Origin of the sequence: Mangrovimonas sp. DI 80, assembly GCF_001975575.1 — a bacterium.
GTDB classification, from domain to species: Bacteria; Bacteroidota; Bacteroidia; order Flavobacteriales; family Flavobacteriaceae; genus Mangrovimonas_A; species Mangrovimonas_A xylaniphaga.
Genome location: NZ_MSDT01000002.1, coordinates 880,989 through 906,736, shown reverse-complemented (window position 1 = coordinate 906,736; position 25,748 = coordinate 880,989). Strand labels below are relative to the sequence as shown.

Sequence of the window (25,748 nt, the reverse complement as noted above, 5' to 3'; positions counted from 1 at the left end):
ATTTTTAAAATAAAACAGAAATTCTTATGAAAACCATAATTTCAAGCGTATTGTTCTCTGTTCTTTTTTTGGTCGGCTGCAAGGATACTCCAAAAGAAACAACCATTGCTCTTAACTCCTCCCCTAAGGAAATAACAACGACTACTAAAGTTCCTTCCAATCCTTTAAAAAATGTGTATTGGGGAGACACCCATAACCACACGGGCAACTCCTTTGATGTGTTCTTATTTGGAACCCCTAATTCCACCCCAGAAATTGCCTACCGTTTTGCCAAAGGGGAAAAAGTGACAAGCCCAACCACAGGCAAACCCTGGCAACTATCCAAACCTTTGGATTTTCTTGTGGTAGCCGACCATGCCGAGTTAATAGGCTCAATTCCACTTATGTATGAAAACACACCTGGTATTTCAGATACAAAAACCGGAAAAGCGTTTTTAGCAATCGCACCAAACAAATCGGAGGAAAACATGCAAAAATTGTATGATATCCTGAATTATGCTGCTTTCGACCAACCTAATGAGGCGAACTTAACGGCTAAAGATTTAGTTGGTGATTTTGGAGGAAAAAAAGTTACAGAAGCCTGGAATAATTATATTGAAACCGCTGAAAAACATAACGACCCTGGTAAATTCACTGCTTTAATTGGTTGGGAATGGACCTCTAACAATAAAGGCGCCAACTTACATAGAGTTGTTTTTATGCCTCAAGACGGAGATGTTGCCAAGCAATTCTTGCCTTATAGCTCACTAGATAGTGATGACCCAGAAGATCTTTGGGCATGGTTGGAAACCACAAGTAAACAAACAGGTGCCGAGTTCGTAGCTATTCCGCACAACCCAAATATCAGTTTGGGACTCATGTTTGCCGAAACCCGCTTAAATGGCAAACCTATAGACAAAGCCTATGCTGAAGCCCGAATGAAATGGGAACGCTCTGTAGAGATTACTCAAATTAAAGGAGACTCTGAAACCCACCCCGCCCTATCCCCTAATGATGAATTTGCTGATTTTGAAACCTATGATTTTGCACTCACACCAGACGGAGCACGTCCCAAACCCACCAAAGCAGATTATGTACGCTCTGGTTTAAAGCGTGGTTTGGAACTCGAAAAGAAAATTGGAGCTAATCCTTATAAATTAGGTTTTGTAGGGAGTACCGATTCCCACACAGGAATGACCTCTGTAGAAGAGACCAACTTTGGAGGAAAAGGCCAACATGATTCCGAACCAAAAAAACGGGCGCACCCCACAGGCATTGGTTCCTCCAAAGGTTGGGACATGGGAGCCGCAGGCTGGGTAGGTGTTTGGGCCGAAAGCAACACACGCCAAAGTCTTGTGGATGCCTTCCAACGCAAAGAAGTTTATGCAACCACAGGACCACGCATCACCTTACGTGTGTTTGGTGGCTATAATTTTGCAGAAAGTGATCTGAATGCCGAAATGGTTAAAACAGGCTATGATAAAGGTGTTCCTATGGGTGGCGATTTGAACAAAACAGCAAATGGCACTGCCCCTGGTTTTTTAATATCCGCCATGAAAGACCCCGATGGCGCCAATCTGGACAGAATACAAGTGGTAAAAGGCTGGTTAAAAGCCGATGGCACTGCTGATGAAAAAGTATATGATGTTGCCCTATCAGATGGCAGGACAGATGGCAAGGTAAAAGTAGGGAACACTGTAGACCTTAAAACAGGTAAATACACCAACTCAATAGGAGATGCCGAGCTAAAAGTATTCTGGAAAGATCCAGATTTTAACCCTAGCCAAAGTGCCTTTTATTATGTGAGAGTTCTGGAAATTCCAACACCTAGATACTCTTTGTACGACGCTATTGCACTGGGTATTGATGTAAAAGAAACAAATCATCCTGCTACCATTCAGGAACGCATCTATAGTTCACCAATCTGGTATAACCCAAACTAATTATATGAAACAACTTATTAAAGAACCCCTAATCCACTTCTTCCTTTTGGGCGGCCTACTATTTGTGTTGTATACTCAAGTAAACAAAAGCGATACCGAACAGGATATCATTGTTGACAATGCCGATGTTGAACATATGGCCGAACTCTGGCGCATGCAATGGCAACGGCCTCCAACCTCAGAAGAGTTACAGGGCCTTATCGACAAATATGTGAACCAAGAAGTCTTGTACAGGGAAGCCCTTAGGATGAACCTAGACCATAACGACGAGATTGTAAAACGCAGGCTCGCCCAAAAAATGGAATTCCTTAGCCAGGACCTTTCCGGCTTGGTCGCACCAGCTTCCGAAGAAAATTTAAAGAGCTATTTTGAGGAACACCAAAAAGACTTTGCAACGCCCTACCGGTACACCTTGTATCAAATATTGTTTACGGCAGATAATCATGTCAATCCTTATGACAAGGCCAAAGCCGTATTAAAAGAATATGGTTCCATGGACACTCAGAACATGAGAGATAAAGGCGATCCTTTTCTTTTGGATTACGCCCTTCAAGACACCGATGCCTTTTACCTGAACCGCGAGTTTGGCGAACAGTTTTCGCAGCAGTTGGAAACCTTGCCTACAGGGCAATGGGCGGGGCCTATCGTGTCTGGTTATGGGGTGCATTTAGTTTTTATTGAATCCAGAACACCGCCAAGCACTCCAAACTTTGCACAAGTAAAGGATAAGGTCCAGCGTGAATACGAATACCAAATGGAGCAGGAAAGCCAAGCAGCCATCCTAAAAGCGCTTAAGGACAATTACAAGGTGCGCATTACAGCAGACAACCTTGAAAAAGCCACCATAGACGAATTGGCCCAAAACCAACAACCATGAAACGCTCCCTACGTTATATCCTATTAATACTTGCACTATTGTTGACCCTCCCCATTGGTGCCCACGAGATCAGGCCCGCCTATTTGCAGATTGTGCAGGAAAGTGACAACCATTACCAAATACTGTGGAAAGTTCCCGCCATGGGAGATATGTCACTAAAAATATACCCCAGCTTCGAGGATGGCTTTCAGCTTAGTGAAGCTGGAATCCCTAGACCCGTAAGCGGCGCTATGATACACAACTACGCCTTATCGGGGAACCGTCCTTTGGAGGGAAGCCATATTGAAATTGTTAACCTCAACAAAACTATGGTAGATGTCTTGGTAAACATCACCTACCTCAATGGCGAAAAGGTCTCCCTGATGTTGCATCCAGACGCACCCATAGCCCTTTTACCCGGTAGCAGTAGCAAATGGCAGGTAGTACAGACCTACACAGTGTTAGGCGTGGAACATATTTGGTTTGGGATAGACCATCTCTTGTTTGTTCTGGCGCTTATCATCATTACCAAAGGCTTTAAAAAATTGGTGACCACCATCACCGCCTTTACTTTGGCACACAGTATCACTTTAAGTATGGCCGTATTAGGCCTTGCCAACCTTCCCGGCCCACCAGTGGAAGCCATCATCGCCTTGAGCATTGTGTTTTTAGCGTTTGAAATGACCAAAATCCATCAAGGCAAGCCCACCTTAACAGCCCAAAAGCCATGGTTAGTGGCCTTCAGTTTTGGATTGCTGCACGGTTTTGGTTTTGCAGGAGCTCTAACGGAAGTAGGTTTGCCTCAATCTGAAATTCCTTTGGCATTGGCCTTTTTTAATGTAGGTGTAGAATTGGGACAGTTAGCATTTGTAGTTGCCGTATTGGGTATTTTAAGGTTATTGTCACTAAAAAAAGACTGGCCTTTGGCTGTGAAAAACATTCCAGCCTATGCCATTGGTAGCATTGCCGCCTTTTGGACCATTGAACGTGTGGTAGGATTCTTTGGTTAAGGGCTAAAACTATCAAAGAATAAGCCATTGTTGCCAATAGATTAAGAAATCATGAAGCGCTTGAAACTGCCCTATACCCCTTACTATATTTGAATTATTGAAAGACTCTTACTGTTGTAATGTTGAAAGGATTCAGGAATTTAATACTTCAAACCTCTTTAGTGGCCGTGCTGCTGCTCTACCTTTTTGTTCCCATACACAAGGAGGCCTTAACCATGCTCCATACCCTCTCTCATAGTTTGGAAACAGCATTAAAAGCGCGCCAAGACCACCTCAACAAACACAACCATCATTTTATGGTCAGCAGTGGGCATCATGAACATTCACATGACCATGTTTCGGATCACGAGCATTCCGATCCATCTGCCCATCAGCATAAACATGGTTACATAAGCCTTTTGGCTTCCTTTTTTTCGTCGGCCGAAAGCAACACCAATCAACAAGAACAACATACAACACTGCTGCAATTCGATAAACACATTTTACCTCTCATTCATAGGTTTCACAAGCAGAACATTCGCATTCCAAGGAAAACCAATTGGTGTGTTTGTTCACGCTATTATGCCATCTACTTACCCATAAACCTTCCTCCTCCAAAGGCTTCTTAGTTTTTTTTCAAAATAGCCGGCTGTCCAAATATTGGGCCTATATGGCTATGCATTTCATTTAAAACATGGGGTCTCCCATGCCTAACTTTTTAAACGATTATTAATGAAAAAATTAATAGTGGTACTAATCATGCTCACTGTTGGGGCCAATTATGCCCAGACCCTACAGGGTAGCATTACCGATACCAACCAACAACCTTTGGAAAATGTGTATGTGTATAATCACACTTCCAAGGTTCATGCACACACTGCCATGGACGGTCGTTTTAGTTTGGAACACACCCATGCAGGCGATTCCATTTCTGCCAACCTTTTGGGCTTTAAAACCGTGACCATTATCGTCAGTCCTGAAGCATTCCAAGAAGGCCTTAACATCGTGATGGCCTCCAAATTGCTCTCATTGGACGAACTGGTCATAACCAAGGATATCGACCCTATGCATCATATAAGTCGGATAGACATTGAAACCAGTCCGGTGAACTCCTCTCAGGAAATATTACGAAAAGTGCCCGGTTTGTTTATTGGGCAACATGCAGGCGGGGGCAAAGCCGAACAGATTTTTTTAAGAGGCTTCGATATCGACCATGGCACCGATATTAACCTGTCCGTAGATGGCATGCCTATCAACATGGTATCCCATGCCCATGGTCAGGGTTATAGCGACCTGCATTTTATGATTCCCGAAACCTTGGAAACCATCGACTTTGGGAAAGGCCCCTATTATGCCGAACGTGGGGACTTTGCTACGGCGGGCTATGTGGCCTTTAGCACCAAGGATGACCTGGAACAGAGCACCATTGCCCTTACCTACGGGCAATTTAATACGGTGCGTACCTTGGGCATGTTCAAATTGACCTCGCAAGAAAGCAACGACCAAGCCTATATGGCCATAGAATATCTGGCCACCGATGGCCCATTCCATTCGCCCCAAAACTTTAACCGTCTCAATGCCTTGGGGAAATACACGGCCAACCTTAGAGACGGCAACAACATCAGTCTGGGCGTATCACATTTTACGAGTCGATGGGATGCCTCTGGGCAAATTCCGCAGAGAGCCATAGACCAGGGTATCATTGACCGCTTCGGAGCCATAGACGATACCGAAGGCGGCACCACCAGCAGAAGCAATGTGAATGTACAATACAAGGGCATTGTGGACCAAGACACCAAGCTAAGCGCCAATGTATTTTATAGCCGTTACACCTTTGAGCTCTATTCCAATTTCACCTTCTTCTTGGAAGACCCCATCAATGGCGACCAAATCAAGCAGACCGAAACTAGGGATATTTTGGGCTTCAATGCCCAGGTGCAACACAACACCCAATGGAACAATATGGACCTAAAGTTGAATGGCGGCGCAGGATTGCGACACGATATGAGCCACCAAAACGAGCTCACTCACACCAAAAACAGGAAGGACGTGTTAGAGCGCATGCAATTGGGCAACATCAACCAAACCCAGCTCTATGCCTTTGCAAATGCCGAACTATCTCTAGGGAAATTTAAACTGGTGCCTGCCCTTCGGCTGAACTATTTCAACTTCATGTATGTAGATGCCCTAGCCGACACCTATGCCACCTTAGCAGAAACCAAAGCCATATTAAGTCCGAAACTCAATGTATTCTATACCGCCAACGAGCGCCTGCAATGGTTTGTTAAGTCGGGGGTTGGGTTTCATTCCAACGATGCCCGCGTGGTGGTACAACAGGAAGGGAGGGAGATTCTGCCAAAGGCCTACGGCGTAGATGTGGGTACCGTTTGGAAACCATGGTCAAAAATGGTAGTGCACACTGCCCTGTGGTATCTATACCTGCAACAGGAATTTGTATATGTAGGCGATGCCGGCATTGTAGAACCCAGTGGCAAAACCCAACGCTACGGACTTGATTTGGGGCTTCGCTACCAACTAAATGATTGGATCTACCTGAACAGCGATGCCACCTTTACCCATGCCCGAAGTTTGGATGCTCCCAGCAACGCCGACTATATCCCTTTGGCGCCTATCACTACCCTTACGGCAGGACTCTCCATAAACAACTACAAACAGTTCTCAGGGGGTATCAATCTGCGCTACCTTAAGGACCGTCCCGCCAACGAGGACAACTCCATTGTCGCCGAAGGTTATGTAGTCACGGATGCGTCCCTAAGCTATGACTTGGGAAAGATACAGGTAGGCCTTATTATTGAAAATCTGTTTAATGTAAACTGGAACGAAACCCAGTTTGCCACCGAAAGCCGCTTGTTTGATGAAGCCTCCTCTGTAGAGGAAATTCATTTTACACTAGGCACCCCATTTTTCGCTAAAGGCACGGTAAATTATAGGTTTTAAAGAGGTGATTTTATAGATATAAATGCCCCATTTTACTGGGAAAACACGAAGAATTGTCAAACAAAGCCCCTAGATAGGCAGAAGAAAGTAAGACAAAATCAAAAAAAAATCTCACAATATTTTGCGTAACTCACAGAAATACAATAATTTAAAAGCCCAATATTAACCATTTAACTAAACTTTGCATCATGGCACAACTTCCCAAAGGGATTATGGGAGGCGTTTCAGGAAAATTAGGTCCTCTGTTAGGCACTTCCTGTAAAGGCATCAATGTATTACGCAACATACCGGCGAACACCAATCACCAACCCACGCCAACTCAACAATTACAACTCCAAAAATTTAAAACAGTTTCTGCGTTTTTAAGTCCGTTAAAGCAATTGCTCATAGAAACTTTTGACGCTACGGGACTACAAAAAACTGGTTATAACACCGCCATGTCGTACCATTTGCGCGAGGCATTACTCCAACAAGAAAACAACTTTAGTATAAATTACTCAAAAGCCCTTGTTTCCATGGGTTGCTTGAGAGGCCTGGAAGATGCAACCCTACAGCTTTCCTTTTCAAGTCAACTACAACTGCAATGGACAGACAACAGCCATAAGGCCATGGCACATCCCACCGATAAACTAATTATCGTTCTATATAATCCACAAACCCACAATTATCTTTGGCAACTCACGGAAACCCCGAGAAACGCGCTAAGTTACAGCGTTTCCTTACCCTCCACCAAGGAGGAAATGCAATGGCATGTATGGGCTGCCTTTATGAGTAGTCAAACCCAAACCGCATCTCTGAGTGATTATTTTGGGGTGGTGAAGGTGTAGATACACTTTTGGATTAACATAGTAAATTGATTTCCACTTAATGCTGTTGAGAGAAAAAACAAGAATCTGTTCCACAAATCACAATGAAACCAATTTTACTAATATTTACTTTTATTTAGCAATCCTACTTTGCATAATTGGGTGTACTACGGAAAATCCTAATACCACGGTATTGAGCAACCTGAATGTTATTGATATAAAAAGCGGCAACATTGCCTATCACCAAGATTTATGGATTGTTAATGGGCACATTCAAAAGCTTACCCCTCATAGAGATAAGCTCTCCAAACAGGACAGAGTAATAGACTGTTCAGGCAAATATGTGATTCCTGCACTTTGGGACATGCATGCCCATACAGCCTCCTTCGACTGGGTGCCAAAACTTCTTATTGCCAATGGAGTGCTAGGAATAAGAGAATTGGATGGTAATGGCAAGTTATACCATTTACAACAAAGAAAAAATGGTGTTTATAAAGGGCTAGAATTTTACTGTTCGGGCAATACCATTGAAGGTGACGGTCCTCACGGTATGGATTTAGGCCTTGACCATATCTTTGCCCCAGAAGAAGGGAGACAGGAAGTACGTCGACAAAAAGACCTTGGGTTTGATTTTATCAAAACCCGATTGGGACTCTCTAGGGAAACCTTTTTTGCGATAGCCGATGAATGCCAGAAATTAAATATCCCTATGGCAGCCCACCTTAGTTTATCTGTAACCCATGAAGAAGCCATAAACGCAGGTGTAGTCAGCATTGAGCATACTGTAGCGCTACAGGAAGCACTTAAAAACAAAGATGAATTGGCCCACAGAATTGAAAAGCGCGACTCCACTTTTTTTACAAGTGAGGGTATTTTTAACGTTCCCAAGTATTATGCTCAATTTCTAGACTCTTTAAACTCTCACGCCTATTCTAAAATACCTAGGATTACCAGTTCTGGCAATACTTGGTTTTGTCCCACACTTGTAATGTGGCGAGGATGGGCAGGTAACGACACCCTTTCCTATCATCCAGATAAAAACAAATACATCCAAAAAGATGAACTAGAAAGCTGGTATGCCATCAATGACACTGCCAATCCCGAAGAAATAGTCATCCCTGACGATGAATACAAGGAAGTAGCTTCTAGGCTATTTAATGAAATTCTAAAAGTCATAAAACCCATGAACGATGCTGGCACCCATTTTCTTGCCGGCACTGATTATATAACGCCTTTTATATACCCAGGCTATGACCTACATGATGAACTTCAGTTATTTGTAGCAGCTGGGCTTACACCTTTGGAAGCACTACAAACTGCTACCATAAATCCCGCCATATTTTTAAATAGAATGCATGACCTTGGTACTGTTGAGAAAGGAAAAATAGCAAACTTGGTACTTTTGGATAAAAACCCTCTGGAAAACATTGAGAACACTGAAACCATTTTTATGGTAATTCAACATGGCAACATTTATGATAAGGAACGTATCACTTTAATACTCAATTCCATTAACAACTAAATCCATATTGAAAATTGATTTTGCCAACAAGAATCAGGATCCTAATTGCTAACGGCCTATCAACAAAGAGTAATATTTAACTTGAAAAAAATTAAATCTTTTCAGTTACCTAGAAAAGCATACTAATTATCGCCCCGAAAAAATAAATCCTCAATACCCTAAACAGAAAAAAAATAAAAGTACAGAAACATTAAAGAAGACTCTACACTAGTACAATATACGGCAGCCACAATATGTTAGGGATATATACTTCATTACGCATTTCAAATACCTATTTGTAGGTATTTTTATAAAAAAAACCATAATACACTACAAATAAACACGTTAACATATTGAAAATTTAAAAAAAAACAATACCTTAACATTAACCAACCAATTGATGATATGTCATGGCACTAATTCCCTTTGGAATCTTTGCTAGTGTTTATAGAAAGCTAAGCCATTTTGCAAGCTGTTCCCTGAAGGATTGTAATGCAACCTGTCATTTAGTAGATGTACCTACCCAAAAAAATGTTGAAGTAGAACTGCCTCCAAATTATAGATTAAAATTTCCTACCTACTTGATTCTCTCCCTATACAAAATTTCAAGTACTCAAGCAGACCAAAAAATGGGCTGCATTTGTGCTAAAAACCACTATAAACAAAAATATTTATGGTATAAAGCCAGCATCAAATCGCAAATAACAGCTTACTAGATTTTGCAATTAAGCTCTAACATAAGTCTATTAATAATCTAAATATATGAGACATCTGACATATTAAATCATTTAATCAACTCTACGAAAAACTAACAGAATTACCTCTTACCAAACTTTAGCATAATCACTAAACTATTAGAGAGTTATTTCTGCTTAGACGATTTTCATCACTAATAAGACAACCATGGAATTCCTAAAATTACAACTCACACTTCTCAAATCAAATATATTGGCAATTACTCTTATAATGACCATTTCAACAATGCTAATTGGTCTCGTAATACTGCTAAACCTATGGAAAGAAATCCCAATTGGCACACTCACTAGAGACCCCATTTCGGCAGCAGGCGCCCCATTCTACACAGGATTCTTTTCTCAAATAGGCATATTCTTTTGGGCCACTTCTGCTGCAATCTGTTTTTTTTGCGCCCTTGTAATTCCTAAAGGCCAAGAAAATTACAAAACTTGTCAGTTCCTTTTAATTTCGGGACTGGTCACATTACTTTTAGGGTTTGATGATGCCTTTCTGTTACACGAGTCAGTATTTCCCTATTTCGGGGTCCCTGAATTGCTAATATATTCCATTTATGTAGGACTGATTATTTCCCATCTTGTAATATTCCTTCCCACCATATTAAAAACAGATTACATACTGCTGGTCATGGCATTATTCTTTTTTGGGTTATCAGTTGGATTGGACATTTTACAAATTCCTTATATCAATCCATATATTATCGAAGACGGCTCTAAAATGGTCGGCTTGGTAAGTTGGTTTTTCTATTTTCTTCGCACAACCACAAATACAATATCCAACAGACTTAACACAAAAGATTTAAACTAAATCAAAATAACAGCAAAAAAACTCTAACCTTCAATTACAGCTATAATAAATATTCCATGTTTTGAAAAACCCTAACTGCTTGAATTTCCCATATAATCCTCAAGAAAAACAGCTAGAATTAATTAACTTTAGTAGTTAGAATAAACGCTTAACAACTTAAGTAAAACTACAGGCCATTTCAAGCAATTTCAACGCTCTTAAAAAATGACACTTGAAGATTTAGGATACAATCCCAACTTGGAAACCTATCGCATACAACATGGCCTTGACAGCTTTGAAGTAGGACGGGTAATTGCCGAACACAAGGAGCGCTATATTGTAAAAACTGTAGAACAGGACTATGAAGGCGAAATATTGGGCAACTTAAGGTATACAGCCCAAAGTAGAGCCGATTTTCCTGCGGTTGGTGACTGGGTCGCCATTTCAGACTATGATACCGATAAGGTCCTTATCCATGCCGTATTCCCTAGATCCTCTATTTTGCAGAGGCAAGCAGTGGGCAAAAAAGGAGAGGCACAGATCATTGCCACCAACATAGACACAGCATTTATAGTGCAAGCTGCCGACAGGGATTTCAGCATTAACCGAATTGAAAGGTACTTGACCATTTGCAATGACTCAAAAGTAGATCCAGTAATCATTTTGAATAAAATTGATTTGGTATCAAAGGAAGTTCTTTCGGAACTATTGCAAAGCATCGCCAAAAGACTGCCTAAAATTCCTGTTCTTGCCATAAGTAACCCCTCGCAACAAGGGATTGACACCGTAAAAACCCTTATAGAAAAAGGGAAAACTTATTGTTTGTTGGGGTCTTCGGGTGTTGGAAAGTCGACACTTTTAAATACCTTGTCAGGACACGAATTGATGAAAACCAAAGCCATTAGCGAGCATACCAGCCGTGGGCGCCACGTTACCACACACAGGGAACTGCAGGTACTTAACAACGGGGGCATCATTATAGACAACCCCGGCATGCGGGAAGTAGGCATTACCGATATTACCGAAGGTTTGGAGCTCACTTTTGAAAACATTTTGGAACTAGCTAAACAGTGCAAGTTTAAAGATTGCACCCACACCACCGAAAAAGGTTGCGCCGTCATTTCAGCTGTGGATAAAGGTGAAATCGATGTTATGTCCTACGAGAACTACCTAAAAATGGAACGGGAAAAGGAACATTTTGAAGCCACAGTTGCAGAAAAACGCAAAAAGGACAAAGCATTCGGAAAAATGGTCAAGGAATTTAAGAACGCTAAAAAGCGAGGTAAGCACTAAAAGCTTCATTAGATAATTACACCACAGCATTCCACATTCACACAACAAACTGATTTACAGAATACATAGAGACACCCCTATTGGTTTAGTGTAGAAAAAAAATTATATTTAGAAGGCATTGGAAGCTTTCGACCTAAATATCATCAACCTTTTAGCAGTACTTGTAACTGCATGGCTTGGAGGGGCCGCTGCCAGACGCGTTGGCTACCCGTCTATTTTAGGCGAACTTGTGATCGGCATCCTATTAGGTCCCGGGCTGTTGGGTTGGTTGGAGTATACAGAAACCATTAGGGTGCTTTCTGAAATAGGCATCATGCTGCTTATGGTGTATATTGGTATTGAGATTGATTTTAAGGACCTAAAAAAAGCATCCTGGCCTGGACTTTTGGCATCTATAGGTGGCTTTGTTGTGCCATTTGCTTTAGGCTATTATGCCACTATTTGGTTTGGCGGCAATGCCATGGCCGGAATGTTTGTTGGGATGGCCGTAGGCGTGACCTCCCTAGCCACCAAAAGCAGAATACTGGTTGATCTAAAACTCCTGAACACCCGGATTGCTTACGTTCTTATGGCTGGCGCATTGATTTCAGACACCTTGGCACTTTTGATTTTTGCCGGGATCCTGAGCGCGGCTGCCATGGGAACCTTTGACGCCTCCGAACTTCTAGTTGTAGCTCTAAAAGCCATTGCCTTCTTTTCAGTGACCATTCTTATTGGCATCTACCTATTGCCCAGATTAGGGAGATATCTTTCTAAGTTTAAATCGGCCAGTAGCACCTTCTTTTTCACCAGCATTATCATTGTGGCCCTAGCCTATGCAGAATTGGCGGAGTTGGCAGGTATGCACAGTATTTTAGGAGCTTTTATGGCAGGCCTCTTTATCAAGGACAATTTATTTCCCAAGAATATTTCAAAAGAAGTACATAAAGCCTTTTACGATGTGTCCATTGGCTTTTTGGCGCCTGTATTTTTTGTATCGGCCGGTTTTATGGTAAATCTAGACGTATTTCATACGGACCTCCCCATGCTATTGACCATCATTGCCATGGCCATAATTGGAAAGATCTTAGGGGTTGCTCTATTTTATCTGCCAACTGGCCTGGGCTGGAGAGAGGGCGTTACTATTGGGGCAGGAATGAATGGCCGCGGAGCAGTAGAGATTATCATTGCTGGTATTGGGTTGGAAATGGGCATTATTGACCAAAAGATATTTTCCATACTGGTATTTATGGCTATATTAACTACTATGACTGTTCCTTTTTTATTGAAATGGACCACCGATTGGCTGAAGAAACGGGAGGAACTGGTAGTGATCAACAAACGTGAGGGCCTATTAATATTGGGCGCTAACCCGTTAAGCCTTTTGATTGCCCAATACTTAAAAGACCAAACCAAAATTACCTTTATAGACGCCAACCAAGATATTGTCAAACAAACCAATGAACAGGGGTTTGTTTGCTATCACGGGAATGCCCTACAGGAAGAGGTATTGGCAGAAACCGGTGCCGCTACCATAGAGACCTTTATAGCCGCAACAGCTAATACGGAAGTCAATATCCTTGCTACCCAATTGGCCAGTGGCAGTTTTCAGATACCCAACACACATGTCTTACTTTCCAAAAGCAACTACCTAGCAGGAATAGATATTTTGGAACTGTCCAATACCTCCAGTCTCTTTGCCTCTGGGGTAGATGTGAATTATTGGTTCCAAAAGATTTCTTCGGAAGAATATTCTAAAGGCATTGACCAAATTTCAGTTCCAATGGATAGCAGGGCATGGATAAAAAAACAGATAGCATCCAATTTAAATGTCTTACCTCTTTTGATTGAAGGTCCCTCTGGACATAAAAAACTATTTCATTTTGGACATCAATTACAGCCTTTGGAAAAGGTACATTTTATAACATGAAATAACAACTCGCATTTCAATGCTGCAGTAATCCCTCTATTGAACTGGCAAAATACAAGCCTTGCTCAATTGTTTCATACTCATTTCCAATCCCTGTTCCAAAGTTTGTTGCATGACCTTGGACGTATCATCATGGCACTGTAAACAGGCCCCGACAAACAAGAGGCGCTGTTGTTCAGCTACATTAAAAGGCCTAAAATTGGTTCTTGTTGATGTTGGCTCTTGGGCAGTTCCCTCCTTCATAAAAGGTATCCAAGCATCTTCCGGCAATCCATCATTAGGATTTAAGGCATATTCTGGGGTAAAGACCCATTCCCCTATTTCTTTATTTGTTTGATATACCAAAGTTCCGTTGCCATAGCCCAAAGTATAGGGATTGGCATGGCAGGATTTACAGTCGCGCACTGCTTTTGTTGTAGTATGAGGTGCATTGGGCGCAAAGAGTCTATGAAAGGACACATCGGTATCAGGGTGACCACTATAACTACCTTTATCTATGGTCATGACCATCCCCGGTATGGCAGGCTCAACCGTATTACCGTCCTTGTGTTCCCTAACTCCTAAAGCCGGTTGGGAGGCCGAAAACTCAGCAACATACTCCTTCCATTGACCTTTCACCAATTTCTTAGCCAACAAATCGAAGGCCTGGGCTTCATTGCCATCAAACTTATTGTGGCAACCAATACAGCGTGGTATCCATGAGGAATGACAGGCACTACAACTCACATTTTTATGGGTATTGTCACGAGAACACACAGCCGATTGCGGAGCCAAAGGATGCAATTTCTGATCCTTTTTTCCAATTAGAAAGGCATTCCCCAAAGAGTCCACATAAGTATTTATAAGAGGTCGCCCATCTTTTTCCTTAACTAAAATTTCTTTATCACGGTGCTCATAACCTCTATGTAAATAAACCAATCTACTTTCCCTATCAATCGAATCGAAAGGCACCGTACGAGGCTTGGATTTGAAATGGCAATCATTACATTTCAGGGTAACGGCATCTTCGGCATGGGAATAGGTCTTACCATCGCCCATCACCTCGTGAGAGGAATGACAATCGATACATAATAGACCCTTAGTATGGTGCACATCTTCCTGCAACTGTTTATAGACCCTTTTGTCTTCCAAAACCACATGCCCCTTGCTATGGGCCACCTCAGCTTCATCCAACAAGGTTTCCTGAAGCCCTATATAATTGGTAGAAATCCTGCTGGAACGACTATGACAGCCAAAACAATGAGTATCGTCCATAAACACATCATTGGAAGGATGTACCTGTGGCAGCTGGGTTTTGTTAGATGCCATGTAACTAGAAAGGTCTGCTTTGGCTTGTTGGGAATAATTTAAATGACAAGCATTGCACCCTCCCCCCCGACTTAATTGAGTAATAGGGCCATAATCGGTTTTTTGGCCCCCCAAATGGCAATTGGCACACAAATCCCGTAAATGTTTATCGGCTGCCGAATACTGCAAGTTTTTAATGTGGTAATGGGCATTCAAGCTATCGGCTTCACCAAACACAAATTTATCGACCGCCACCAACCCACTATTGGTAGTCATAAGGGAGTGCTCTACATTATGTAATTCGTTGGCATGACATCTTCCACAGGTCTTTTGGGCATCGGCTAAATTACCCGGTATCAAAACCATGCCTTCATGCGCTTCCTCTTTATTAAAGGAACTTGTATTTCCCAAATGGCAATTGGCACAGCCTATAAGTTCTGGATTGTGGTATTCTGAAAACCCCTTGGTTTGCTGATGGCACTGAAAACAGGATTCAACTTCAGAAACAACCTTACCTTCATATTGCTCCCCTGAAAATTCCTGAGACCTAAAAACATCTGTATGCCTCACAACATACATCAAGCCAAATAACAAAATGGCCAGTATCAAAATCCATCTGAAATAGGTCTTTTCTTTCATAGTGAGCGCTTGTTCAAATTTACAATAAATCTTCCCCCTAAACACTATCAAAAAAGCGCTTCAACTGTAACAATTGTTACAAGAAACCAAGTGTAGAAATGATACTTTTAATCTCTCAAAAAAGATTAAAAAATTCCTTAACTTTAAGAACCAATCCAAATAGCTATGGTGACATCCAGAAGAAAATTCATCAAAATTTCAGCTTTAGGGTTAGGGGGCTTAGCACTTTCCTCTTCAGCAGTCAATTTATTAGCACCCAATCCATTATTGGATGCTGCCGTAAAAGAAAATATTGCCAAAAAACTTTCTAGAACTGCTACATATTGTGAGGTATGCTTTTGGAAATGTGCAGCATGGGCCTATACAGACGAAACTGGCGACATCAAAAAAGTGATTGGAAATGATGATGACCCGCACTGTAACGGAAGACTCTGCCCAAGAGGTACGGGAGGTATTGGTATGTACAGCGATGAAGATCGTTTAAAAACGCCATTAATAAGAACCACCATAAACGGTGAAGAAACCTACAGGGAAGCCAGTTGGGAGGAGGCTCTAGACCTGATTGCCGAGAAATTCACAGAAATTAAACAGAAGTACGGCCCTGAGTCGTTTGCGCTTTTAAAACACGGCTCTCCAGGAAGCCATTTAGAACACCTCTTTAAAGCCTATGGCTCCGATACCATTGCTGAACCTGCCTACGCGCAGTGTAGAGGCCCAAGAGAAACAGGCTTTGGACTCACCTTTGGCTCTTGGGTAGGCTCTCCAGAACCTACCGATATCAGGGACACCAAATGTTTGGTGCTTATTGGTTCCCACATTGGGGAAAACATGCACAATACCCAGGTTCAGGAAATGTCGGATGCCATAGATAATGGAGCTACCATTATTACCGTAGACCCTAGATTTTCTACAGCCGCTAGTAAATCGTCTCATTGGTTACCAATCAAACCCGCGACTGACATTGCATTACTACTCTCTTGGATGCATGTGTTGATTGAAGAAGAGCTTTACAATAAAAAATACGTTGAAAAATATGCCATTGGCTTCGAGGAACTAAAAGCCCACGTAAAACCATACACTCCGGAATGGGCCTACGGTATCACCACCATAAAACCTGATAGCATCAGGGAAACGGCTCGCCTTATGGCTGCGGCTGCCCCAGCTACCATTGTACACCCTGGACGCCATGTGACCTGGTATGGTGACGACTCGCAACGCGAGCGAGCCATTGCCATTTTAAATGGTCTTTTGGGCTCTTGGGGTAACCGAGGTGGGTTCTACTTTAAAGAGAAAATCAGTATTCCAAAATACCCGCATCCAGCCTATCCAGAGCCTAAATGGGGCTGGCATGAAATAGGTCAGCAATATCCATTTGCCGAAATGGGAAATACTTCGGAAGTAGTCAAAGCAACCATACCTAATGAAGATAATCCATATCCTATAAAAGCATGGATGATTGCCGGCACTAATTTAATTAACACCCTGCCACAGCGAGAACAAACTCTTGAAGCTATTAATGCTGTTGAATTTTTGGTCGTGGTAGATACCATGCCTATGGAAATCACAGGCTATGCCGATGTGGTATTACCGGAATGCACCTATTTAGAACGTTATGACGGTATTCGCTCTGCCACCAACCGTCATCCGTCCATTGCCGTTCGTATTCCAGCTGTAAAGCCTAAATACAATTCCAAACCTGCCTGGTGGATCAGTAAACAAATTGGCGACCGTATTGGTTTGGGAGACTATTTCAATTACAACGATTTTGAAGAGGTCATTGAATGGCAACTCAACAAATTGGGGACTTCTTTGGATGAAATGAAAAAGATAGGCGTTAAGAACTTCGAAAGAACCTCTGGACCATTGTTCCTCGAAGAAGGACAGGATTATGTTTTTGGTACTCCTAGTGGAAAAATAGAGTTCTATTCTCAAGAATTGGCAGATTTAGGATTCGATCCTATGCCTGTCTACACCCACCATCCGCAACCACCACAAGGGTTTTACAGGTTAAATTACGGAAGATCTCCAATGCACACGTTCAGTAGAACGATTAACAACCCTTATTTAAGCGATTTAAAAAGTGAAAACACCCTTTGGGTCAACCCAAGGGTAGCCCGAATCCTAGATCTTAAAAAAGACCAGCCCGTTTGGCTTAAAAACCAAGATGGCATTCTATCTGCTTTCCCTATCAAAGTAAGAGTTACAGAGCGTATTCGTTGGGATTCTGTATATATGTACCATGGCTTTGGCCATAACAATAAAAAATTGACCCGCGCCTTTGGAAAAGGTGCCAGTGACGCCGAACTTATTTCCCAAATCGTCGTAGATCCACTAATGGGTGGTACCGGTTTAAGAGGAAACTTTGTTTCCATTTTAACCGAAGATCCACATAAAAATACAATGGTATGAGATATGCAATGGTGATAGACACCTTAAAATGTGTTGGCTGCAGTGACTGTGTGGTCGCTTGCCAAACAGAAAACAATGTGCCCCATGGCTATTGCAGGGATTGGATTACTGAAGCTGTTAGCGGCTCTTACCCCAATCTGGAATTGGAATTGCGTTCGGAACGTTGCAACCATTGCTCCAATCCGCCATGCGTAAGATGCTGTCCAACTGGGGCTAGCCATGTGGTGGAAGGCGGTATTGTTTTGGTGACTGCCGACCAATGTATCGGCTGTGGCGCCTGTATAGAATCCTGCCCTTACGATGCCAGATACCAACACCCCGATGGCTATGTAGACAAATGTACCTTTTGCCACCACCGATTGGAAAAAGGGCAACAGCCCGCATGTGTCTCTGTGTGCCCAACTAAATGCATGTATTTTGGCGATTTGGACGACCCGAATAGCGAAATATCACAATTGCTGAAAAACAGAAAACATAAAACCCTATCCCCAGAGGCAGGAACCGATCCTCACGTGTTTTATCTCATTTAACGCTAAAGTACCATGGAAGAAGAACTATTTACAAGCGGCCGAAACATTCCAAACATTGATCCTTCATTACAAATTTGGCATTGGCCCATCTCCCTGTATCTATTTTTGGGAGGGCTTGCTGCGGGCATCCTATTCTTTGCAGCTTTATTCTACCTCATGGGAAAAGAAAAACAGTATCCTGCTCTGAAAGCAGCCGCCATAATACCGCCAATCGCCCTATCCATTGGTCTCTTGGCATTGGTTTACGATTTAACACATCCACTATACACCTGGCGATTATACACCACTTTTAGGATAGAATCCCCAATGTCCTGGGGCGCTTGGGTATTACTCATTACCACTCCGCTGTCCTTTTTATGGTTATTCAGCTTTTACAGAAACACTTTCCCTAAGTGGGAATCGAAACTCAAACTCTTTAAAAAATTTAAGTTTTTAGATAAATTCGAAAAATTCCTAATTGCCAACAGAACCTATATGGCCTATGCCCTTGTCCCCCTATCGATAATTTTGGGGGTTTATACAGGCATTTTATTATCGGCCTTTAATGCGCGCCCTCTGTGGAACAACGCCATTTTAGGGCCATTGTTCTTGACCTCTGGTTTATCTACAGGAGCGGCAGCCATTATTTTGTTGTCCAGAAATAGAGAAGAACGCCATTTGTTCAGCAAAATAGATCTAGCTTTAATTATCATAGAAATTGCCCTAATCACCCATATGATTATGGGTTATTATGCAGGCTCGCAAGTACAATTGGAAGCCATGGACCTTTTGGTAGGCGGTGAATTTACCCTGATGTTTTTTGGCTTCGTCATACTCTTGGGCCTACTCGTACCTGCCATTTTGGAAGTCATTGAATTATTAGGTTATAAAGTCCCCGTAGCAGTTCCTGCTATTTTAGTCATCATCGGCGGGCTTATCTTTAGGTTTATTATGGTAGAAGCAGGACAACTTACCCGATACCTCTATTAAATTATTTGTTATGAATACAAAACACAAAGCAAACCCACACGTATACTGGAACCCCTATTTTGGAGGTTTCCTTTTGGGCATCATCATTATTTTCACCTTTTACCTTACCGGTAGAGGTTTGGGAGCCAGTGGTGCCATGAAAAGCAGTGTGGTAACGGTCGTTGAAAATGTCGCCCCTAAACACGCCGAAAGCAACAGTTATTACAGCCAGTTTATCAAGGAAGGGGACTCCCCTATGAACACCTGGCTGGTATTTGAAGCCCTAGGCATTTTAATTGGCGCGTTTATTTCGGGGAGCATCAGTGGACGCATTAAGTGGCGCGTTCAGCATTCCCCTAAAATAACGACTAAACGCCGTTTGATTTTTGCGCTTATAGGAGGTGTTTTATTCGGACTCGGCGCTCAAATTGCAAGAGGATGTACTAGTGGTGCCGCTTTAAGCGGCATGGCCGTATTGTCAACAGGAGGGTTTCTTACTATGCTGGCCATTTTTGGATCGGCCTATGCCTTCGCGTATTTTTTTAGAAAGAATTGGATTTAAAATTTAAAAAATAGAATTATGGGACCTTTAATTCCTGGCGGTTATATTCCAATGGAATGGGATAGTATCATAGCAATATTCATTGGGATTGCCTTTGGCTTTGTCTTGGAAGCTTCAGGCTTTTCATCCTCGCGAAAATTGGCCGGTGTGTTTTACGGCTATGACTTCGCCGTATTGAAAGTATTCTTTACCGCAGCAGCCGTATCGGTGATTGGCATTTACTATATGGATTACTTGGGATATCTGGATATCTCACAACTCTATGTGCACCCTACTTATTTATGGGGGGCTATCATAGGTGGTGTAATTATGGGCGCTGGTTTTGTAACCGGCGGGTTCTGCCCAGGCACCAGTTTGTGTGCCGTAGCCATCGGTAAATTGGATGCTTGGGTGTATGTAATTGGCATCATGATTGGCGTCTTTGTATTTTCAGAACTCTTCAATCTTTTTGAACCCATCTATGACGGCTACAACTTTGGCAACATTACTTTGATAGATTCCTTTGGATGGAATCCCTACTGGGTGATTTTTGTATTTGCCATTATTGCCGTAGTGGCATTTGGCATTGCCGATTTGGTTAGAAAAAGAGTAAAAAGTGTGTTTTACTAATTAAACTTGATCCTCATGGACAAAAAGAAAACCGTAAAATTCCTCTCGTATCGCTATCAAATACTGGCTGCAACCTTGATCATTCTTGCTGCCGGATTGGTATTATTACCTAAATATGAAAAACAGGAAGGCATTCGCTCCAAACAGTTATTAAGCCATGCCATCAGTCCGGAGCGTTATATTTCCACCGATGATATTTCCCATAAACTCATTAGCCAAGATCCTTCCTTTATTTTGGTAGACGTGAGGGACGAAGAAAGCTATAATAATTATAGCCTGCCTAATGCCATTAATATCCCGCTGTCAAAATTGTTGGACGAAGACTCTCTTACATACCTCAACCAAGACCAGTTTGACGTGGTGTTCTATTCCAACGATACCTTTCATGCCGACCAAGCTTGGATGTTGTGCGACCGCCTTGGGTTTAAAAACCTACATGTTTTACAAGGAGGACTTAATACTTGGTATAGCACCATTATCAATCCTACCAAACCAAGTGAGGCCATGCCTGAAGCGGACTTTAAACTGTATGCTACCAGAAAAGCGGCCAGTATGTATTTTGGCGTAGCATACCCAGATCAAAATTTAGGTACCGAGTTGCCCTCTGCTCCTTCAACGCCTAAAAAAGTAATTACCGTAGAAAAGAAAAAGAAGCGTAAAGCAGAAGGCGGCTGTTAAGTCTAAAATTGACCTTATACATAATACCATGAAAGAATTAGAGAAAACCAAACGAATATCCATTGCTGCCACGCTATTTATCCTGGCCGTATTGATAGGTTTTTTAACCTATAAACGCCCCAAAAACACTTATGCTTTCAACACCAAAAGTACTTTGGAAAAAATCACCTCAACAGATTATTTCCTACCCTATTCCCTTATTGAAAATGAAGATGTGGCATTTATAGACATTAGAAACCCTTATGAGTACAACAAAGGTCATTTACAAAATGCCATAAACATGCCTTCCGTGGATATTATGAGTGAAGCCTCCCAAAAACTACTGCAGGACCTAAAAAAATCAGATACACCTACCGCGCTTTACGGAAGCACTCCCGAAGAAGCCAACATTCCTTTTCTTATCCTCTACCAGTTGGGATTCGATAATCTTAAAATCCTACCTGTAGAACTCAGTTACTCGCAAAACAAACTCATCACAAAAGAGTCAAAAACAGAAACCCTTCCTCACGATATCAATGGGTTTATCATGGACTCCCAAAAGCATTTGGATAGCTCCAATACCATAGTCCCTCCAACAGCGGATGTCCATAAAAAAGTGATTACGGTTGAAAAGAAAAAGAAACGCAAAGCAGAGGGCGGCTGTTAAAAAACACATACTATACTTCCTTTGCTTTAAAGCTCGCACCTCTTTTATTTCTAGAGAAAAACAAAAATAAGGTTCTAAAAACGGCCAAATATTTGGTATTTTTAACCTATAGTTTACAGCCACTTAGCCAATAGAAACCGTATGAAAAAAACCGTTTACGATCTTGTATCCAAAGCCGTTAAAACTTTTTCAAAAAGTGATATTGTTGCAAAGAAAATCAACAATCACAACAAAGTTCTCTACTACGAAAGATCGCAGCACCTCACATTTCTATTCCAGAAGCAGATTCAATATGAAGAACATATTCAGAATAAAATTAAAGCTTATATAAAGCCTGGAGATATTGTTTTTGATATAGGGGCAAATATTGGCCAATACGCTTTGCCTTTTAGCGAAGCAGCTGGCATCTCAGGAACCGTCTATTCCTTTGAACCCGACTTTAAAAACTATGCGTTTTTGCAATTCAATACCAACATCAACAAATGTACCAACGTTAAGTGTTTCAACTACGGGCTTGGAAAAGAGAACACACAACAGGAGTTTTTTAGGGATACCGAAACGGGCGGACGAAAAGGCTCTTTTAAAAGGAAATTTGTAGAAGACAGCTTCAAGGGATTTACAGAAAACGTCACCCTTAAAAGTTTGGATGCCCTAGTTACTGAATTTGGACAACCCAACCTGATAAAAATAGATGCCGAAGGCTGTGAAGACGATATCATTTCAGGCCTAAGTATCGACTTGCAGGATTGCATTTTTGCCGTGGAAGTTAGGGAAGACACCAAACACTTTATCTTTGACTACTTCACCCAAAAAGGATATGATTGTATTTGGATAGACCATAAAGATCGACCTATTAACAATGCCGAAGATATTCCAAGCTACGCCAATCTTATTTTAAAAAAATGACCTATCAATAAATTAAAAAACCACACAACTAAAGCCAATGGTAAGTAGGCATTAGATAACCATTAGAAGTTACAAATCAATCTAAAAAAATAGCTAACATGGTGAATGGAATTAAATCAATTGCAATCGGAGTGCTTTTAGTGACCTTAGGATGCCAAGAACAGCCTGCCCCACCTAAAGAACCTTGGATTGATAAGCCAATTGCACAATGGCCCAACTTCGCCCTCACCAACGAGATAGGGTTTAAAGACAAAGTCTACAAAGATTTCGCCAACGCATTCCTCATTGATACCGGACGAGACACTTTAGGAGTGTCCTGCAAACATTTATTTATGGTATTTAAAAACCAGCTAAACTTAGAGAGCATAGATCTGGGACCAACATTTGAGTATTGGAAACTCTACCCCAAGAACAACAGCAGTAAAACTATAGGCGTTAAAGATTTGATCAATAGCAACCCCAAAGAAAACATAGGAGAATTCAACACGCTTAAAGTAAGGGATTGGATTCTCTTTGAAATTGAAAAACTCCCCCCAGACCTCTATCCCCTAAAAATACGGTACACACCAATACAGGCCAATGAAATTGTTTATGCCCTGGGATGGGGAGCGAAACAACAAGACAATAGCGCGCCTGCCTTGACAAAACTGCAATGTGCGGATAATTTGGGAGACTATTATTATATGAAATCCTTCGATACAAACCCACAGCCACAAGGAAGGAGCGGCTCACCCGTCATTGACAAAAACGGTTATTTAGTAGGTATTATTTCTGGCGCCGAAGGAAAGCTGGCCGTTATTGGCAGCGTACATTATTTAAAGAAATTATTTGAGGATTATAATATAGATTACCGTAAAGCCAATTATAAATGAATAGACCTTGAAAAGAAACAAACAAACCCTACATTTGATACCTTAAACTTCCATAGTATGCTGAAAGTAGCCGCAGGCATTCTCATAGATCAACAAAACATCCTTATTGCAAGACGAGCACCCGGTAAAGACCTAGCAGGCTATTGGGAATTTCCAGGCGGCAAGATAGAACCCAACGAAACCGCAGAAGCAGCCTTGATTCGTGAGTTTAGGGAGGAATTTCAAGTAGAGATTAGAGTCCTCAACCCTTTTCACAAAAATGAACATATGTATAGTTCAAAAACAATTTTGTTGGAATCTTACATAGCCCAACATGTCTCCGGGGAATTTCAACTGAGGGACCATGATCAATTGGCTTGGGTCACCATCCCCGAATTAAGCAACTACCAAATGGCGCCTGCAGACGTGCCAATTGTAGAAAAATTACTCCACACTTTTAAAGAAAAAGGCGCAATTAAGTAGATAGGTCAGTCGCCTTAACTCCCCCATACACCTATAACTTGAGGGTTATTTAGTACAACACCAAACTATTTACCATTGCTTAAACTAATGGTAACAGAAACTTAAATAAACAGGGGTTATACCGTCCTTAATTTTACCCCTTTTAAAACAACATGGGGTATTTAATCAGTATTATCGTATTTCAAGCGGTATTTTCGTTGGCTTTGGTCATGAGATATCGCAGCAAAAGTCAGTTTGATAAACTCTTGGCTTTGTTCCTATTTTTTATTTTCAGCCACTATTCTACCAAGTTATTTTTCTTGGTGTTTTTGGAACAAAATCCATTTTACTACAAATTGCCAACGAGCTTCAGTTTGTTCTATGGCCCTATTCTATACCTCACTTGCAAATGTGCCGTAAAAGGCATTACACGGAAAGAATTATGGTGGCATTTAACACCGTTCCTCATCGTGAGCGTAGTGTTTCTAGCCGTGATTGCCACACATGGTAGTGGTCCAAAAAGCGATGCCTTTGGGCAATGGTATCAACACCTATCCTACGGCTACCTTATTCCATTTATAGTATATCCATTATTAAGTCTTAGGTTATTGCATCAAAACCCCAACAGTATGCCCAAGGACCGCAACACCTTATTACTAGGTCTCACGTACGTAAACATTGCCTTTATGGTAGTGGTACTGTTTTTGGTGACCCTTCACATTTTAGGCTACGACCCCATTAACATTAGGCTCACCTATGTGCTCATGCTTATTACTGTAGTGTCTATCTTATTGTATAAAATCAATACTTCTGAAGAGCCCATTGTTGCCAATGTTTTGGCCGTTGCCCCTGCAGGTTTAGGAAATCCTGAAAAAAAAACGCAGAAATACGAGAGTTCCAATTTGGAAACCGAAGATTTAAAGGCTTATTACAAAACCTTACAACTGTACCTTGAAAAGGAAAAAATTTATTTGGACCCAGAACTGACACTTCAAAAACTATCGGAAAAAGTCCACATTCCAAAACATCACATTACTCAAGCATTGAATGCCTATGTTCAGAAAAACTTCTATCAATTCATCAACGATTATCGCATTGAAGAGGCAAAATCACTGCTTACATCCAACCACAAAGAATCCATCACAGATATTGCCTATAGCGCTGGCTTCAATTCCAAATCTACCTTCAATACACACTTCAAAAAACTGACCCAAAAGACCCCTTTGGAATACAAAAAAGAGGCTTTGGGCCTCTCTTAACACATGCTTAACAAATTCTTTATTTTTAATTAAAATAACCCAAACCACTTAAAAACAGATCGTTACATCATTCAAACGTTCACCTCACATAATTTGAACGCCCAAATAGACCTCCTCAGTTGATTGCAACGAATGCCCTTGACTTTATTTCAAATTTTGCGGAAGATTAAAATCAACAAAAAAATTTCA

General features: G+C 41.6%; 23 protein-coding genes. 22 read left to right on the top strand and 1 reads right to left on the bottom strand.

Annotated features, from left to right (window positions below; all coding sequences use genetic code 11):
- Nucleotides 1–26: 26 nt before the first annotated feature.
- From BKM32_RS04590 to BKM32_RS04540, 11 genes are all read left to right on the top strand, one after another.
- Entirely contained in the window at nucleotides 27–1,922 is a 1,896-nt protein-coding gene (locus BKM32_RS04590; protein WP_076662729.1) for a DUF3604 domain-containing protein, read from the top strand.
- Between the two features lie 4 nt (nucleotides 1,923–1,926).
- Entirely contained in the window at nucleotides 1,927–2,799 is an 873-nt protein-coding gene (locus BKM32_RS04585) for a peptidyl-prolyl cis-trans isomerase (RefSeq protein WP_076662728.1), read from the top strand.
- Nucleotides 2,796–3,788, top strand: a complete 993-nt coding sequence (locus BKM32_RS04580; RefSeq protein ID WP_076662727.1) for a HupE/UreJ family protein — start codon at nucleotides 2,796–2,798, stop codon at nucleotides 3,786–3,788. The genes BKM32_RS04585 and BKM32_RS04580 overlap by 4 nt, the downstream gene beginning before the upstream one ends.
- A gap of 119 nt (nucleotides 3,789–3,907) precedes the next feature.
- Complete coding sequence (locus BKM32_RS04575; protein WP_076662726.1) at nucleotides 3,908–4,396, top strand: hypothetical protein; 489 nt, start codon at nucleotides 3,908–3,910, stop codon at nucleotides 4,394–4,396.
- A gap of 103 nt (nucleotides 4,397–4,499) precedes the next feature.
- Nucleotides 4,500–6,725, top strand: a complete 2,226-nt coding sequence (locus BKM32_RS04570; RefSeq protein WP_076662725.1) for a TonB-dependent receptor — start codon at nucleotides 4,500–4,502, stop codon at nucleotides 6,723–6,725.
- A 188-nt stretch (nucleotides 6,726–6,913) separates the two neighbouring features.
- The gene (locus BKM32_RS04565) at nucleotides 6,914–7,552 is read left to right on the top strand and encodes a DUF6266 family protein (RefSeq protein WP_076662724.1); all 639 of its coding nucleotides are present in this window, start codon (nucleotides 6,914–6,916) and stop codon (nucleotides 7,550–7,552) included.
- 172 nt (nucleotides 7,553–7,724) lie between these two features.
- Complete coding sequence (locus tag BKM32_RS04560) at nucleotides 7,725–9,053, top strand: amidohydrolase family protein (protein ID WP_171971845.1); 1,329 nt, start codon at nucleotides 7,725–7,727, stop codon at nucleotides 9,051–9,053.
- Between the two features lie 389 nt (nucleotides 9,054–9,442).
- The gene (locus tag BKM32_RS04555) at nucleotides 9,443–9,748 is read left to right on the top strand and encodes a hypothetical protein (RefSeq protein ID WP_053976646.1); all 306 of its coding nucleotides are present in this window, start codon (nucleotides 9,443–9,445) and stop codon (nucleotides 9,746–9,748) included.
- Between the two features lie 250 nt (nucleotides 9,749–9,998).
- Nucleotides 9,999–10,592: a hypothetical protein gene (locus BKM32_RS04550; protein ID WP_123812059.1), complete on the top strand. Its 594-nt coding sequence runs from the start codon at nucleotides 9,999–10,001 to the stop codon at nucleotides 10,590–10,592.
- 204 nt (nucleotides 10,593–10,796) lie between these two features.
- Nucleotides 10,797–11,864, top strand: coding sequence for a ribosome small subunit-dependent GTPase A (gene rsgA, locus BKM32_RS04545; protein WP_076662722.1), 1,068 nt, complete (start codon nucleotides 10,797–10,799; stop codon nucleotides 11,862–11,864).
- Between the two features lie 118 nt (nucleotides 11,865–11,982).
- Nucleotides 11,983–13,773, top strand: a complete 1,791-nt coding sequence (locus BKM32_RS04540) for a cation:proton antiporter (RefSeq protein WP_076662721.1) — start codon at nucleotides 11,983–11,985, stop codon at nucleotides 13,771–13,773.
- Between the two features lie 36 nt (nucleotides 13,774–13,809).
- On the opposite strand, the gene BKM32_RS04535 is transcribed toward BKM32_RS04540, so the two are convergent.
- Nucleotides 13,810–15,699: a hypothetical protein gene (locus BKM32_RS04535; RefSeq protein WP_076662720.1), complete on the bottom strand. Its 1,890-nt coding sequence runs from the start codon at nucleotides 15,697–15,699 to the stop codon at nucleotides 13,810–13,812.
- 165 nt (nucleotides 15,700–15,864) lie between these two features.
- On the opposite strand from BKM32_RS04535, the gene BKM32_RS04530 reads away from it, so the two are divergent.
- The 11 genes from BKM32_RS04530 to BKM32_RS04480 all read left to right on the top strand — a co-directional run bounded on the left by BKM32_RS04530 (nucleotide 15,865) and on the right by BKM32_RS04480 (nucleotide 25,559).
- A complete protein-coding gene (locus BKM32_RS04530) occupies nucleotides 15,865–18,108 on the top strand; it encodes a molybdopterin-dependent oxidoreductase (RefSeq protein ID WP_076662719.1) in 2,244 nt (747 codons plus the stop codon).
- Complete coding sequence (locus BKM32_RS04525; protein WP_076662718.1) at nucleotides 18,105–18,638, top strand: 4Fe-4S dicluster domain-containing protein; 534 nt, start codon at nucleotides 18,105–18,107, stop codon at nucleotides 18,636–18,638. Before BKM32_RS04530 ends, BKM32_RS04525 begins: the two co-directional genes overlap by 4 nt.
- A gap of 12 nt (nucleotides 18,639–18,650) precedes the next feature.
- Nucleotides 18,651–19,607 (top strand): NrfD/PsrC family molybdoenzyme membrane anchor subunit, encoded by a 957-nt coding sequence (gene nrfD, locus BKM32_RS04520; protein ID WP_076662717.1) that lies wholly within the window; start codon nucleotides 18,651–18,653, stop codon nucleotides 19,605–19,607.
- A gap of 10 nt (nucleotides 19,608–19,617) precedes the next feature.
- Nucleotides 19,618–20,148 (top strand): YeeE/YedE thiosulfate transporter family protein, encoded by a 531-nt coding sequence (locus BKM32_RS04515; protein WP_076662716.1) that lies wholly within the window; start codon nucleotides 19,618–19,620, stop codon nucleotides 20,146–20,148.
- Nucleotides 20,149–20,166: 18 nt separating this feature from the next.
- On the top strand, nucleotides 20,167–20,757 hold the full coding sequence (locus BKM32_RS04510) for a YeeE/YedE thiosulfate transporter family protein (protein WP_076662715.1): 591 nt from the start codon (nucleotides 20,167–20,169) through the stop codon (nucleotides 20,755–20,757).
- Nucleotides 20,758–20,772: 15 nt separating this feature from the next.
- Complete coding sequence (locus tag BKM32_RS04505; RefSeq protein WP_076662714.1) at nucleotides 20,773–21,435, top strand: rhodanese-like domain-containing protein; 663 nt, start codon at nucleotides 20,773–20,775, stop codon at nucleotides 21,433–21,435.
- Nucleotides 21,436–21,463: 28 nt separating this feature from the next.
- Nucleotides 21,464–22,081: a rhodanese-like domain-containing protein gene (locus BKM32_RS04500; protein WP_076662713.1), complete on the top strand. Its 618-nt coding sequence runs from the start codon at nucleotides 21,464–21,466 to the stop codon at nucleotides 22,079–22,081.
- A gap of 141 nt (nucleotides 22,082–22,222) precedes the next feature.
- The gene (locus BKM32_RS04495) at nucleotides 22,223–22,987 is read left to right on the top strand and encodes an FkbM family methyltransferase (protein ID WP_076662712.1); all 765 of its coding nucleotides are present in this window, start codon (nucleotides 22,223–22,225) and stop codon (nucleotides 22,985–22,987) included.
- A gap of 98 nt (nucleotides 22,988–23,085) precedes the next feature.
- Nucleotides 23,086–23,859, top strand: a complete 774-nt coding sequence (locus tag BKM32_RS04490; RefSeq protein ID WP_076662711.1) for a trypsin-like peptidase domain-containing protein — start codon at nucleotides 23,086–23,088, stop codon at nucleotides 23,857–23,859.
- Nucleotides 23,860–23,916: 57 nt separating this feature from the next.
- Nucleotides 23,917–24,321 carry an 8-oxo-dGTP diphosphatase MutT gene (mutT, locus tag BKM32_RS04485; protein ID WP_076662710.1) on the top strand — a complete coding sequence of 135 codons (405 nt, stop codon included), beginning with the start codon at nucleotides 23,917–23,919 and terminating at the stop codon, nucleotides 24,319–24,321.
- 152 nt (nucleotides 24,322–24,473) lie between these two features.
- Nucleotides 24,474–25,559: an AraC family transcriptional regulator gene (locus BKM32_RS04480; RefSeq protein WP_076662709.1), complete on the top strand. Its 1,086-nt coding sequence runs from the start codon at nucleotides 24,474–24,476 to the stop codon at nucleotides 25,557–25,559.
- The last annotated feature ends 189 nt before the right edge of the window (nucleotides 25,560–25,748 follow it).